Source organism: Candidatus Clostridium helianthi, assembly GCF_045310795.1.
In the GTDB taxonomy this organism is placed as follows: Bacteria; Bacillota; Clostridia; order Clostridiales; family Clostridiaceae; genus Clostridium; species Clostridium helianthi.
The window spans coordinates 77,843-91,794 of sequence record NZ_JBJIAB010000011.1; the positions used below are offsets into that span (position 1 = coordinate 77,843).

General features: G+C 28.2%; 13 protein-coding genes. 9 read left to right on the plus strand and 4 right to left on the minus strand.

What is annotated here, in order from left to right; all coding sequences use genetic code 11:
• Positions 1-93: 93 nt before the first annotated feature.
• Complete coding sequence (locus ACJDTP_RS10775; RefSeq protein ID WP_406761174.1) at positions 94-1,257, plus strand: class I SAM-dependent methyltransferase; 1,164 nt, start codon at positions 94-96, stop codon at positions 1,255-1,257.
• A 49-nt stretch (positions 1,258-1,306) separates the two neighbouring features.
• Here ACJDTP_RS10775 and ACJDTP_RS10780 read toward each other — a convergent pair whose 3' ends face one another.
• Positions 1,307-1,462: a hypothetical protein gene (locus ACJDTP_RS10780; RefSeq protein ID WP_171983629.1), complete on the minus strand. Its 156-nt coding sequence runs from the start codon at positions 1,460-1,462 to the stop codon at positions 1,307-1,309.
• A 381-nt stretch (positions 1,463-1,843) separates the two neighbouring features.
• Between ACJDTP_RS10780 and mutL the strand changes: the two genes are divergently transcribed.
• The 4 genes from mutL to ACJDTP_RS10800 all read left to right on the plus strand — a co-directional run bounded on the left by mutL (position 1,844) and on the right by ACJDTP_RS10800 (position 6,463).
• Positions 1,844-3,826, plus strand: coding sequence for a DNA mismatch repair endonuclease MutL (gene mutL, locus ACJDTP_RS10785; protein ID WP_406761175.1), 1,983 nt, complete (start codon positions 1,844-1,846; stop codon positions 3,824-3,826).
• Between the two features lie 60 nt (positions 3,827-3,886).
• Positions 3,887-4,816 (plus strand): tRNA (adenosine(37)-N6)-dimethylallyltransferase MiaA, encoded by a 930-nt coding sequence (miaA, locus tag ACJDTP_RS10790; protein WP_406761176.1) that lies wholly within the window; start codon positions 3,887-3,889, stop codon positions 4,814-4,816.
• Positions 4,817-4,860: 44 nt separating this feature from the next.
• Positions 4,861-5,106, plus strand: coding sequence for an RNA chaperone Hfq (gene hfq / locus ACJDTP_RS10795; RefSeq protein WP_012058774.1), 246 nt, complete (start codon positions 4,861-4,863; stop codon positions 5,104-5,106).
• A gap of 64 nt (positions 5,107-5,170) precedes the next feature.
• On the plus strand, positions 5,171-6,463 hold the full coding sequence (locus ACJDTP_RS10800; RefSeq protein WP_406761177.1) for a methionine gamma-lyase family protein: 1,293 nt from the start codon (positions 5,171-5,173) through the stop codon (positions 6,461-6,463).
• Positions 6,464-6,610: 147 nt separating this feature from the next.
• Here the strand turns inward: ACJDTP_RS10800 and lexA are convergent, their stop codons facing one another.
• Positions 6,611-7,216: a transcriptional repressor LexA gene (gene lexA, locus ACJDTP_RS10805; RefSeq protein ID WP_406761178.1), complete on the minus strand. Its 606-nt coding sequence runs from the start codon at positions 7,214-7,216 to the stop codon at positions 6,611-6,613.
• 241 nt (positions 7,217-7,457) lie between these two features.
• On the opposite strand from lexA, the gene ACJDTP_RS10810 reads away from it, so the two are divergent.
• The 3 genes from ACJDTP_RS10810 to ACJDTP_RS10820 all read left to right on the plus strand — a co-directional run bounded on the left by ACJDTP_RS10810 (position 7,458) and on the right by ACJDTP_RS10820 (position 9,391).
• Positions 7,458-7,961, plus strand: coding sequence for a GAF domain-containing protein (locus ACJDTP_RS10810; protein ID WP_077842996.1), 504 nt, complete (start codon positions 7,458-7,460; stop codon positions 7,959-7,961).
• A 146-nt stretch (positions 7,962-8,107) separates the two neighbouring features.
• Positions 8,108-8,542, plus strand: coding sequence for a hypothetical protein (locus ACJDTP_RS10815; RefSeq protein ID WP_406761179.1), 435 nt, complete (start codon positions 8,108-8,110; stop codon positions 8,540-8,542).
• A 96-nt stretch (positions 8,543-8,638) separates the two neighbouring features.
• Positions 8,639-9,391 (plus strand): hypothetical protein, encoded by a 753-nt coding sequence (locus tag ACJDTP_RS10820; RefSeq protein WP_406761180.1) that lies wholly within the window; start codon positions 8,639-8,641, stop codon positions 9,389-9,391.
• A gap of 132 nt (positions 9,392-9,523) precedes the next feature.
• Here ACJDTP_RS10820 and ACJDTP_RS10825 read toward each other — a convergent pair whose 3' ends face one another.
• A complete protein-coding gene (locus ACJDTP_RS10825) occupies positions 9,524-10,513 on the minus strand; it encodes a tyrosine recombinase XerC (RefSeq protein WP_406761181.1) in 990 nt (329 codons plus the stop codon).
• A gap of 801 nt (positions 10,514-11,314) precedes the next feature.
• Between ACJDTP_RS10825 and ybaK the strand changes: the two genes are divergently transcribed.
• Positions 11,315-11,803, plus strand: a complete 489-nt coding sequence (ybaK, locus tag ACJDTP_RS10830; protein WP_103699162.1) for a Cys-tRNA(Pro) deacylase — start codon at positions 11,315-11,317, stop codon at positions 11,801-11,803.
• Between the two features lie 727 nt (positions 11,804-12,530).
• Here the strand turns inward: ybaK and miaB are convergent.
• Entirely contained in the window at positions 12,531-13,901 is a 1,371-nt protein-coding gene (miaB, locus tag ACJDTP_RS10835) for a tRNA (N6-isopentenyl adenosine(37)-C2)-methylthiotransferase MiaB (RefSeq protein WP_406761182.1), read from the minus strand.
• Positions 13,902-13,952: the final 51 nt, after the last annotated feature.

Here is a 13,952-nt window from a genome sequence, read left to right on the forward strand (position 1 = left end):
GATGAAATTAATATAAAATATAAAAATAGGTTTAAAACTAATATATTAATACTGTTAGTAAACAAGATTATTGAATATAAGGTGAGTTGAAGTATGGAAGATTTAAAAAAAGCAATTAAAGAAATAATAGAAGACAATGTTATAAAGCTAGTTATTAGCAATAAAACAAATAAAAATTTTGAATATAATAAAATAGTTATATATCTAAAAGAAAATAATAAAAGAACGTACTATCAAATAGAAAAATATACTGATAAGCAGGTGTTCCATGAAAACATTGATACAGATATTTTGGAAGAAAGAATTATTGAGTATGTGGAGCCAAATTATAAGCAAATTTCTGCATGGTCAAATTCGGCTAGCTTTGAGGTAAAAATATCAAAAAAGGGCAAGGTTCTATTAAGTAAGAAAAAGAGTGATAATCAAAAAACACTTAATAAAGCACATAACAAGGAAAAAAATTATATATTAAAAGAGGGTATGATTATTGAGCCCTTAATAGATTTAGGTGTATTTACTAAAGAAGGAAAAGTAGTGAACTCAAAGTATGATAAATACAAGCAAATTAATCGTTTTGTCGAAATTATTGATGATGAAATCAAGAAAAATGATTATAAAGAACTTACTGTTTTAGATTTTGGTTGTGGAAAATCTTACTTAACTTTTGTATTGTATTATTACCTTGTAGAAATAAAGAATATTAAAGTAAAGATGATTGGATTAGATCTTAAAGCTGATGTTATAAAAAAATGCAATGATATAGCCAAAAGTTATAACTATGAAAATTTACACTTTGAACTTGGAGATATAAATGGATTTAAATATACTAATAAAGTTGATATGGTAATAACATTACATGCATGCGATACTGCTACTGATTATGCATTATATAATGCTATAAAATGGAATGCCAAATTAATATTCTCTGTCCCTTGTTGTCAACACGAATTTAATGCCCAAATGAAAACAGATTCACTGTCTATATTAACAAAGTATGGAATAGTTCAAGAAAGAATTGCAGCACTTATGACTGATTCTGTTAGAGCCAACCTTTTAGAAAGCATAGGATACAAAACACAACTTTTAGAATTTATTGATATTGCACATTCGCCTAAAAATATATTGATTAGAGCCTCTAAGTCTAATATATCTAAGGATAAAAAAGAAAAAGCGTTATTTGAAGTTGAAAATTTAATTGGTCAATTTAATTTTAATCCTACACTATATAATCTGTTGAAAGATGATAATTTAATTTAAAATTCATGAATCCACGACATTATTTAATTTTTGTCGTGGATTCATAATTTTAGTGTCTTTTCTTTTTAAATTCGGTATGAGGAGAAGATTTAGCTTCTCCAAATGGACTTTCTTGATGTGCTTTTTCTTTTACTTCTTTGCTATAGTTTTGTGATGCTGGATCAGATACACTTTTAGTTGAATTATAGAATTCTTTATCATTCATAGTAAAGCCTCCTTATAGAAAATATTTAATTTCTAATATTAGCTTAACCATATTAACAGCAAATATTATTTATTGTAAATATATTTTGTATTTATATTGTTACTTATATGTAAATTAAATATAATATTGTTCTAATGGAAATATTAATAGAAATACTAAAATCATTTAGAGTATACAATAAAAATCATATTCAAAAAGATATATAAGAATTGTAGGTCATTCCTATACCAGTATTTCAATATTATTGAATATATTAAACAAGTATGCAATAATAACAATGTATTAGAAATAAGTTAATGTGTTCATTAGGAAGGCTTATTTGAACGTGATTTTCTCATTTACATTTTACGCCCATAAGCATTGAAAGGAGGAAAAGGCATCTTGAAGAGAATAAATATATTAAACGAAGACACAGCAAATAAAATTGCAGCAGGAGAAGTTGTGGAAAGACCTGCGTCAGTAGTCAAAGAATTGATTGAAAATTCAATTGATGCAAATTCTACGAACATAATCATTGAAATAGAAGAAGGTGGAATTTCTCTTATTAGAATAATAGATGATGGAGGCGGGATTTATAAGGATGATATAGCAAAAGCATTTCTTCCGCATGCTACAAGCAAGATACAAGAGTCAGAAGATATTTATAATATACATACTCTTGGATTCAGAGGCGAAGCACTGCCATCTATAGCATCTGTAGGTAAAGTTAATTTAAAGTCTAAGCAGGATAAAGAAGCTTTTGGGTATGAAATATCTATTGAAGGCGGTAAAGCATCAGAAGTAACAGAGTGTGGAATAAATAAAGGTACTATAATAGAAGTGCAAGATCTATTCTTTAATGTTCCTGCTAGGAAGAAGTTCTTAAAATCTGTATCAAAAGAGAGTTCATTAATAAATGATATAGTAACAAGATTATCACTTGCAAATCCTAAAATAAGTTTTAAATTGTATAATAATCACAAAAAAGTATTACATACCTTTGGTAATGGAGATCTTAAGGATGTAATAAGAACTATATATGGTAAATCTATAACAGATAATATACTTTACTTTAGTGATAGTTCCGATTTAATAACTGTTTATGGCTATGTAGGAACTGAGGAAATAGCTAGAGGATCAAGAAATAATCAAAGTATTTTCGTAAATAAAAGATACATAAAAAATAGGGCGTTAGCAATAGCTGTAGAGCAAGCATTTAAGTCATTTTCAACAGTAAATAAATTTCCGTTCTTTATATTATTTATAGAAGTATATCCTGAATATGTAGATGTTAATATTCATCCAACAAAGGCTGAAATAAAATTTAATGATGAAAGAATGATATTTAAAAAGATCTTTGGAGCAGTTCATACTGCATTAAAAAATGAAGTTTTTGAGACTTTTGCGATAAAAGAAGAAGAAAGTATAAAAAAAGAGCCAATACCAACATTTGAGGAGATTACTTTTAAAATAAAAGAAGAAGAAGAAAAGGTTAAATTTGCAAGTTCTGCAGCAAAGACTTTAATGTCTCAAGGAAAAGACCTCAAGGCTAATAACGAGAGTAGCTTTAAAAGTGTATATGATCCAAGTTTGAATAATATTAATAAAACAACAATAGTTGAGGAAAGTGCTGATTATAACGAGGAAAATAAGGAGCCTATAAGTATTCCTGTAGATCTTAAACCTAATTCATATATAGAAAATTTGGTTGATGATTATAATGACAATGATGAAGATGAAATAAAATCTAATTCTGAACCTATAGAAAACAAATACGAAAATATTAAACCAAATCCTATTGCTAAGTTTCCACCAATTACTATAATAGGTCAATATAATAAAACTTATATATTAGGAGAGTATGACGGTACCTTATACATGATTGATCAGCATGCTGCTCATGAAAAAATATTATTTGAAAAATATCTTAAAGAAATTGAAGAAGGAACTATTATAATTCAACCTCTTATTGTTCCAAGTATAATTGATTTGAGTATTGATGATTATTCTTATTTTGAAGAGAATAAAGACATATTTAGAGAGGCTGGTTTTTTATTAGAAGAGTTTGGTGGAAGTTCATTATCTTTAAAAGAAGTTCCGTACTTCTTAGGACGACTTAATCCTAAAAACTTGTTCCTAGATATACTTGATAATTTAAAAAATTTAGGAAACGGCAAAACAAGTGAAGTAAAACATAATGCTATTGCAACTAAAGCATGTAAAGCAGCTATTAAAGGAAATGATAAATTAGAAATGAATGAGATGATTAAATTAATTGAAGATTTAAGATATATAGATGATCCTTTTCACTGTCCACACGGTAGGCCTGTAATAATAAAATTTACAAGTATAGACATTGATAAGAAATTTAAAAGAATAATATAATACTTTTATATTATTATAGATGAATATAAACTTTAAAATTATTAACGAGGGGATAAAATAATGAAGCAAAAATTATTAGTTATTGGTGGCCCTACTGCAGTAGGAAAAACTGATCTTTCAATAAAATTAGCCAAAAATTTAAATGGAGAAATTATTTCAGCTGATTCTATGCAAATCTATAAATATATGGATATAGGTTCTGCAAAGGTAACTAAAGATGAAATGAACGGGATAAAGCATTACTTAATTGATGCAATAGAACCTGACATTCCTTTTTCAGTAGCAGATTTTAAGCAACTTGGTGAAGAAGCATTAGAAAAAATTATATGTAACGGAAAATTTCCAATAATATCAGGAGGAACAGGTTTATATATTAATTCATTAACTTGTAACATGACTTTCACAGAAGCAGAAAAAGATGAAAGTTATAGAGAATATCTAGAAAATTTAGCATTAGAAAAGGGTAATGAATATATACATGAAATGCTTAAAGATATTGATCCTATAAGTTACAAAGAAATTCATGCTAACAATAGAAAACGAGTTATCAGAGCGTTAGAGGTTTTTAAACTTACTAATAAGCCTTTTAGCTCATATAATGTTGGATTGGATTTTTATAATAGTGAATATGATGTATATTATTACGTACTAACTATGAATAGAGAAAAATTATATGATAGAATCAATAAAAGAGTTGATTTAATGATGGAAAAGGGATTGCTAAATGAATGCATAAGATTAAAAGAAATGGGATATAATTCAGATATTCAATCTATGCAGGGGATAGGATACAAAGAGATATTATATTATCTAGAGGGTAAAATAACCCTAGATAAAGCAATAGATATGATAAAACAAGGATCTCGAAATTATGCTAAAAGGCAACTTACATGGTTTAGACGTGATAAAAGATGTATATTTTTAGATAAGGATATTATGAGTGATGATGAAATTTTAGATAAAGTTATTAATGACATAATAAAGAACTAGCGTTATAATATTAGTAATAAAATCACTTATGGAGGTGTTATATTTTGGTCAATAAGCAACAAAACAACCTACAAGATATATTTCTAAATAATGCAAGAAAAAATAAAATACAAATAATAATACACTTAGTAAATGGATTCCAGTTAAAAGGTACTGTAAAGGGTTTTGATAATTTCACTGTTATTTTGGATTGCGATAATAAGCAAATGCTTATATATAAGCATGCAATATCAACTATAACGCCAACTAAACCAATTTTATTTGCAGATAACGAATACGAAACTACTTAGTAAATAGGCATTTTTGCCTATTTATTTTTGAGTATTTCTAAACTTTGGAGGATGAGACTTAGATATGTTAAAAAAGACAGAAGAATTTTTAATTAAGAACTATAATATTAGTGAAAGGACATTTGAAATATATAGACAGGCTTTATATGATACTGAAGCTCAATTTAAGGAATATGATGAAATTAGAGAATTTAATCAACTTAAAGTACTGAAAGCATTTCAATTAGAAAAGATTAGCGACTCTCACTTTACAAACACTACAGGTTATGGACTTGATGATTTAGGGCGTGACTCATTAGATAAAGTATATGCTAATATCTTTAATACTGAAGCTGGACTTGTCCGTCCACATTTTGTTAGTGGTACACATGCTATTGGATGCGCTATCGCTGGTAATGTTAGGCCTGGAGATAAGATCTTATGTGTTTCAGGACTTCCTTATGATACTTTGCTTGGGGTTCTTGGACTATCAGAGAAGAAAAACGCCGGTTCATTAGATCAATATGGAATTAAAACTGATATAGTAGATTTAGATACTAAAGGTAAATTTCAATTTGATAAAATTCAAGAAGCTTTGAGAAATGATCCAAGTATTAGACTTATACATATTCAAAGAAGCACTGGTTATGCTTCAAGAAAATCTTTTCTAGTTTCTGAAATCGCTGAAGTTATTAGACATATAAGAGAAATACGAGAAGATGTAATTATATTTGTGGATAATTGTTATGGAGAATTTATTGAACCTGTTGAACCTACAGAATATGGCGCAGATATAATGGCTGGATCACTTATGAAGAATATAGGTGGAGGTATTGCTCCAGGTGGAGGATATATCGTTGGAAAGAGACAGTATGTTGATGCAGCTGCTAATAGAATGACTGTACCAGGTGTAGGAGGCGAATATGGCGCTACATATGGACTTATGAGAAGTTTATATCAAGGATTGTTCTCTGCTCCTCACGTAGCCATAGAAGCTGTAAAAACAGCAATATTCTGCGCTCGTGTAATGGAAATTGCAGGATTTAAGGTATTTCCTTCATCAACAGATAAAAGAACTGATATAATTCAAGCAATTGAATTTGGCGATGCTAAAAAATTAATTAATTTTTGTAGTGGTATACAAGCCGGATCTCCTATAGATGCATTTGCAGTGTGCGAGCCATGGGCAATGCCTGGATATGATAGCGAAATTGTAATGGCTGCTGGAGCATTTATTTCAGGTTCAACAATCGAATTATCAGCTGACGGACCAGTTAGAGAGCCATATATAGCATATATTCAAGGCGGATTAAACTTTGATCATGGGAAAATCGGAATACTTATTGGGTTGAGCAAAGTATTAGAAGTGGATAAATAATATCACTAATTTATCACTAGCTTCCCAATATGTAAGTGGGCATAAAATTAAAAATAGACTATTAAATTTTATAGATCATAAAATTTAATAGTCTATTAATTTACTATCTTATAATATAATTTCGAAATCAATAACAAAGTAATTTGTTTAAAAAGATCTGAATATACCTACAAGTTTTCCTAAAATCATGCAATCATCTACTATTATAGGATCCATAGCATCATTTTCTGGTTGAAGTCTAATATAATCTTTTTCTTTAAAAAATCTTTTAATTGTAGCACTATCTTCTATTAAAGCTACTACTATATCACCATTTATCGCTGTTTGTGCACTTTCTATAATAGCTAAATCATTATCTCTAATACCTGCATTAACCATACTTTCACCAGAAACACGCAGCATAAACAATTCTCTATCATGTTTTATAAAATCCAATGGAAGCGTAAATGTGTCTTCTATGTTTTCAGTTGCAAGTATTGGAGAACCTGCTGTAATTTTGCCTATAATAGGAATGTTAATCATTTCTTTTTTCGGCATTGAAAGTTCTGCTATTTCTAAAGCCCTTGGTTTAGAAGGGTCTCTTTTAATCATTCCCTTTTTCTCTAATCTTTTTAAATGTCCATGAACAGTTGAAGTTGACCTTAAAGAGACTGCTTCGCAAATTTCTCTTACTGAAGGTGGATAACCTTTGCTCTCTGTATAACTTTTTAAAAATTCATATATCTCTGATTGCTTATCTTTTTCGTCTGACATTACAAACACCTCACTATTCTTCTAATAATTATAACATATACTATATAACATAGCAAACTTGTGTTCTAAAGTGTTTATAGGTAGTATGTATTTGGTTTAGATACAACACTAAATTGCAATACAATATATTAACTAAGTATTCCAATTAATTAAAAATGGTAGTATTATTTTATAGTAGAATAACTAAAGTTATAAAATAATTTTTTTGGAACAATAGTTTCAAAGTGAGGCGGTAGTAGATATGTTTGATATTAAAATTTTTGAAGGCATGAGTACAGAAAGTAAATTAGACAACATGCTTATAATGCTTGAAGGTTTGATTCAAGGAGATGAAGATTCTCCAATAACAAAGCTTTGTAATGCATCAGCATTAATTAATGCCCTTATAGATAGAATAAATTGGTGTGGATTCTATTTGGTTAAAAATAATACTCTTGTATTAGGACCATTCCAAGGAATGCCTGCTTGTACAAAAATTGAAATAGGGAAGGGGGTATGTGGAAAAGCTGCATTAGAAAAAGAAACTTTACTTGTTAAAGATGTACATAATTTTGAGGGGCATATAGCGTGTGATGCTGCCTCAAATTCAGAAATAGTCATTCCTATAATTAAAGAAGAAAATCTTATTGGAGTTTTAGACTTGGATAGTGAAGAATTCGAAAGATTTACTGAAGTTGAAAAGACTTACTTAGAAAAAGCTGTTGGTATACTTAGTAAATATATAGAATGGGATGATATAATTTAGATTGAACAATTAGATCGAATAAAATAATTTATCTATGTTAAATTATTTTATTCTTTATTAGATATTTATCTTCGATAAAAAATTTGATTTAATTTATTGTTTTTGATATAATTAAGTTTCCATAATAAAAAAATGAGGTGTTTTAAATGACATATAAATATACTGATGATGATTATTGCGATATCTATGAAAATAAAATATGTGATAATTGTGGTAAGTGTTTGCAAATGAACGGCATAGATACAAAAGCCATTAAAATAGAAGACATTGCGAAAACACAAGAAGAAAATGAATTACTAGAAGAAGAATTTTTAAATGACTTGAAAGCATCCTTAAACGAAGATGAATTACATGAAATTAACGAAGATAAATTAGATTTAAAATCTATATATAATAAGTTTGCAAAAACATCAAATGACATTGACTTAAATGATTTTAATCTTGAAGACAGTGCTTACGAAGATGCTTTTGATCATATTGAATATTTAGATGAAATCAGTTTGGCTGATGATATGGTACTCGATGAAATGACAGAAGAAGTCTATCCTGGAGTTAGAAGATTAAAAAAATCAATTAAATAAAAGAAGCTTGTAGACTACAATAAAGAAATGCATAGATTTTCGCTTTATTTCACATAATAATTTCGTAGAAGATTTCACAAGAAAGGATGAATTATTATGAAGCGAAAATCTATTTTAGCGTTGAATTTGACAGCAATTCTTTTGGTTTCAATATCTTTGTTTGGGTGTGGTAACATGTCAAGAACAAATAATGATGCCACTAGACAAAACGACATAACAAACGATGGCATTAGAAGTGGAAGTGTAGATGGAACAGGTACTGGTGCTAATAATTTTCAAAATGGTACTGACGGAAACATGCAAGGTGGAACTAGCGGAAATATGCAAGGCGGAACTTCTAATAATGGAAGTTCATCGGATGGAATTGGCGGAACAGGAAATGGAACTACAGGAGGGAATACCAATCAAAATAATGCAGTAGGAGATACTAACCAAAACAACGTAGCCGGATCGACTTCAGATGCTACGAGGGACAGAACAGGGCTAACTACTAATGATACAACATACAGAGCCGCCGACTTTAAAAACGATTTCACAAATGCCGGATATGATGTTAAAGAATCAACTAGCACTAATAAAAATGATTATTTTAAAGGAAATGAAACAGATTATTTATTAGGTGGAGATGTAGTTAGAATATACGAGTATAATTCTCCAACAGAGCTAGAATGGGCTATCAATAGAATCGCACCAAACGGAATGAATGCTAGCAGCAATAATGCAAATAGCAATACGAGCCCTTATTATTACAGAAAAGGAAATACTCTTATCGTTTATGAAGGAAAAGAACCTGCATATGTTGACGAGTTTGGAAAAATGTACGGAAACACACTAAGACCACAACACTAAAAATATTTATATTAAGCACAAAAAGGTTACGATAGAAAATAAAGTAACCTTTTATTTTTTTAATTTAAGCAATACCAAAGCATAGTAGGAGAGTAGTAGAAACCTTTTATTATAAATTTTAATAATAAAACTTTACAATTTTGAAAGAGGATTTGATTTTACAGCATCTCTCAACGAATCATCATCAACATGCGTATAAATTTGAGTGGTCGAAATATTTGTATGACCCAATATACTTTGCAAACTTCTTATATCTACGTTTCCGTACTTATACATAAGAGTTGCTGCAGTGTGTCTCAACTTGTGTGGAGTATATTTATCATCAGTTAACCCTGCATTTGTTATATGTTTTTTTATCATTATCTCAACCGTACGTTTATTTATAGGAACATTTCTAGATGATAAAAATAAAAACTTTTTGTTTTCTGGTAAAGCTTTAGAGTCATCTCGTACATTTAAATAATTTGCTAAAGCTTTGAGGCATGCATCATTTAAATAAACGGTTCTTTCTTTATTTCCTTTACCTATGATAGTAAGAGTATCATCTCTAATTTTATCAATTTGAATACTACAGAGTTCCGAAAGTCTCATTCCGCAATTCAAAAAGAACATCAAAATACAATAGTCTCTGGAGTAGTTTTTATCATTTTTATTTAAAGACTCCAATAGATGAATGCTTTGATTTAGAGTAAGGTATACAGGATGACGCTTATTTATTTTAGGCGATTCTAACTCTAAAGCAGGATTCTCTGTGATCGCTTTAGCTTTCCCAAAAAGAAACTTAAAAAAAGATTTTAAAGTAGCAACTTTTCTGGCTCTAGCATACGAACTATTGTCTCTGTATTTCTCCGTGAAAGAAAGGAACGCATACAAATCTCTAAGTTTTATGCCCCTTAAAAATTCATCATCTATAACACTTATATCTATATCTTCAAACTCAACAGAGTCAGAATTTACTTTTCCTTTATAAATCATCATAAATCTAAAAAATATAGTCAAATCTATTCTATATCCATCAATTGTGTTTATAGATGTACTTTTAATTGTTTCTAAATAATTTAAAAAATCAACTAAACTTTCTGGCAGATTATTATTCTTAAGAACCTGGATATCGTATTTCATTTTTTCACCTGCATTATTTATAAATTTCTTATTAATTAAGTTACGATATTAATAATTTAAATCATCATTGATAAAATTTATTCTAATAAAGTAATTTTATACTAAGTTAAAAATATTATATCAAATATCATAAATTTATGCAATTATTTCGCTAAATGTATATTTAGCGAAATAATTATTAGCTATTTTTATTATAATTTAAATGATTTTATTATAATTTTAGTCTTTGCATTTAAATCAATATCAGAATTATTCCTATGCTTTCTTATTAAAAACTATTTATCATCAATACTTTATGATAAGCTTTTACGATTCAATTCTCCAAACACTTTTGATTATTAAAACTTAATCAAAATTTATAACTTCAACCATAAATTCCAAAGGAATATTTTTTAATTTTATTTAAAATAAAAAAACGAATGATTTTCATATAATAAAATTAATTTTAAACACTATTAAGTTTTTTTCTTTTTCTCCACACATTGATAATAATTATCACCGCACTGTTTTCTCTCATATTTTCACAATTATATTTCCATTAAATACTATTCGATTCTGACAAAAAAATAAATTCGAACGTTATTCGATACTATATTTTCTACATTTAACAAAAGTTCAAATTCATATTAATCAAACTCAGTTTTTAATCAAATTTAGATGATTTTTGTATCTAAAATTCAAATATAGAAATAATCTTAAAACAAAAAACTATATCTGCTTTTATGATATAATTTAAATAAATAATGTCACTAATCATTAGTAGTGAATATAAATTAAAACTTACGGAGGAATGTTAAAATTATGGCTCAAGGAAAAGGAAAAACTAATGCTATGAGAATTCTAGATAACAACAAAATAAATTACACAACTCACAGCTACGAAAATAATGATGGTAAGATAGATGGTATTGCAGTTGCACACAAAATAGAAAAAGACGTTAATCAAGTTTTTAAAACTTTAGTAACTCAAGGTCATTCTAAAGAATTTTATGTTTTTGTTATTCCAGTTGCTGAAGAATTAGACATGAAAAAAGCCAGCAAAATAGCAGGTGAAAAAAATATAGAAATGATTCACGTTAAAGATATAAACAAAGTAACAGGATACATTAGAGGTGGCTGTTCCCCACTCGGTATGAAAAAGATATTCAAAACTTTTATTCAAGAAAACGCATTATTATTTGATACAATTGTATTTAGTGGAGGAAAAATAGGTTCCCAAATAGAAATGAATCCTAATGATCTAAAAAAAGCAATAGAATGTTCATTTGTAGATATAATTAAAACTAATTAAACAATTGCTAAAATCAAATATAAGTTTAACTTCTTTATAGATATCCAACTCTAAAACTAAATTTATGTGATAACTTACCGAAATCATAAATATTTTGTTCCGAAAAGCTATGAAAATATCGCTTAAGGTTCTAAGCAGCAGGTTGTAGCCGCTTTAGCATGTTCCAACTTTCGGTTTGACAAGCTAAGCTGGAACAACCTACAGCTAAGAACCTTAAAAAGCTCATTTTCAAATGTTTTCTCCACAAATATATTTATGATTTCTTGTGAATATACAAACTTAAAGTCTTAGCAAATTTGAAAATATATTCATCTAATAAATCTAATTCTTAAGCTGTTTATCTATATATTTTAAAAAATAACAAATTAATTCTTATAATTCACAGAACAAACGTTCTCAGATGATAAAAATGGCATTTATTCCACAAGATATCATCACAACATGAAATATTTTTTGTTTTTATTATGTGATAAATCCCACATTAAAGTTCTTTAAACCTATAATCTATATTTTTTTCAAATTATAAAAGCAATAATAGGTATACTGAACAAAAATGCTATTTTTATAGTTCCAGAACAAATGTTCGTATTTACTCATAAGATTTTTATTTTAACCAACTAAAGAAAATAGTCTGTATGATCTATTAGGGTAAGTTATAACGCCTCTCCTATTAAGAATCTATACAGACTATTTTAAATTTATTTTATTTAAATCATAAATTTATTTTTTACTTTTCAACTTCTCCAATTAAAGAGAATGAATTAGCTTTAACTATTTTTACATTAACTAATTTTCCTATTAGGTCTTCCCCACCCTCAAAGTTAACTAGTCTTCCGTTCCTAGTTCTACCTGTTAGTTTTGACTCATCATTTTTACTATAACCTTCAACCAAAACTTCATACGTCTTTCCTTCTGCATCCTTATTTCCTTTAGCTATGCCTGCATTAACTATCTCAACTAATCTGTTAAAACGTTCATGTTTAATTTCATCTGGTATCTGATTTTCCATTTTATCCGCTGGAGTATGATTTCTTCTCGAATAAATAAATGTGAAAGCAGCATCATATCGAACTTCTTTAGCTAGTTCTAATGTTTCACTAAAATCTTCTTCAGTTTCTCCAGGGAAACCAACGATTATATCAGTAGAAAATGTTACATCTGGAATTTCAGCTCTTATCTTTTTTGCCAATGTGATGTATTGTTCCTTTGTATAATGTCTATTCATTTCTTTTAAAATTCTATCAGAACCACTTTGCACTGGTAAATGAATTTGCTCACATACTTTATCGCAATCTCTTATAGCATATACAACATCTAAAGTTAAATCTTTTGGATGAGAAGTCATAAATCTAATTCTTTCAAGTCCCTCTATTTCATTAACTTTTCTCAAAAGATCTGCAAAAGTAATATTTTCTTCTAATCCTTTTCCATACGAATTAACATTTTGTCCCAAAAGAGTTACTTCCTTATACCCTCTTGTTACCATGTCTTTTATTTCATTTACTATATCTTCTGGCTTTCTGCTTCTTTCTCTACCTCTAACATAAGGAACTATACAATATGTACAAAAGTTATTGCATCCATACATAATAGTTACAAAGCCCTTAATATCACTTTTTCGATCTATAGGTATCCCCTCTACTATTTCAGTTTCCTTGTCAATAATCTCTTTAATTTGAACACCTTCTGTTTTAACTCTATTTAAATATTCAGGAAACTTATACGAGTTATGAGTTCCAAATATTATGTTTACATATGGAAATCTCTTTAATATATCGTCAGCCATCCCCTTTTGCTGCATCATACATCCACATATTCCAATAACTAAATCAGGATTCTTTTCCTTTTGCTTTTTTAAAGCGCCAAGATTTCCAAAAACCTTATTTTCTGCATTTTCTCTAACACAGCAGGTATTAAATATAATTATAGATGCTTCGTCTCTATTCTCAGTATTTTCATACCCCATCCTTTTAAGCATACCTGAAAGTTTCTCTGAATCTTCTTCATTCATTTGACAACCGAATGTAGAAATAAAGAAGAATTCTTTTTTATTATTGCTGTGATTTAATTCGTCTAGTTTTTCTATATTAAAATCCATTATATCTCCTCCACTTTTATAATAACAATGTCTTTAGTATTATAACAAATA

Excerpts from the sequence above, each read along its gene's own strand:
- ACJDTP_RS10780 (WP_171983629.1), bottom strand. The coding sequence starts at position 1,462 with ATGAATGATAAAGAATTCTATAATTCAACTAAAAGTGTATCTGATCCA.
- lexA (WP_406761178.1), bottom strand. The coding sequence starts at position 7,216 with ATGTCAGACGAAAAAGATAAGCAATCAGAGATATATGAATTTTTAAAA.
- miaA (WP_406761176.1), top strand. The coding sequence starts at position 3,887 with ATGAAGCAAAAATTATTAGTTATTGGTGGCCCTACTGCAGTAGGAAAA.
- ACJDTP_RS10825 (WP_406761181.1), bottom strand. The coding sequence starts at position 10,513 with ATGAAATACGATATCCAGGTTCTTAAGAATAATAATCTGCCAGAAAGT.
- ACJDTP_RS10810 (WP_077842996.1), top strand. The coding sequence starts at position 7,458 with ATGTTTGATATTAAAATTTTTGAAGGCATGAGTACAGAAAGTAAATTA.
- ACJDTP_RS10800 (WP_406761177.1), top strand. The coding sequence starts at position 5,171 with ATGTTAAAAAAGACAGAAGAATTTTTAATTAAGAACTATAATATTAGT.
- miaB (WP_406761182.1), bottom strand. The coding sequence starts at position 13,901 with ATGGATTTTAATATAGAAAAACTAGACGAATTAAATCACAGCAATAAT.
- ACJDTP_RS10775 (WP_406761174.1), top strand. The coding sequence starts at position 94 with ATGGAAGATTTAAAAAAAGCAATTAAAGAAATAATAGAAGACAATGTT.
- ACJDTP_RS10820 (WP_406761180.1), top strand. The coding sequence starts at position 8,639 with ATGAAGCGAAAATCTATTTTAGCGTTGAATTTGACAGCAATTCTTTTG.
- ybaK (WP_103699162.1), top strand. The coding sequence starts at position 11,315 with ATGGCTCAAGGAAAAGGAAAAACTAATGCTATGAGAATTCTAGATAAC.
- ACJDTP_RS10815 (WP_406761179.1), top strand. The coding sequence starts at position 8,108 with ATGACATATAAATATACTGATGATGATTATTGCGATATCTATGAAAAT.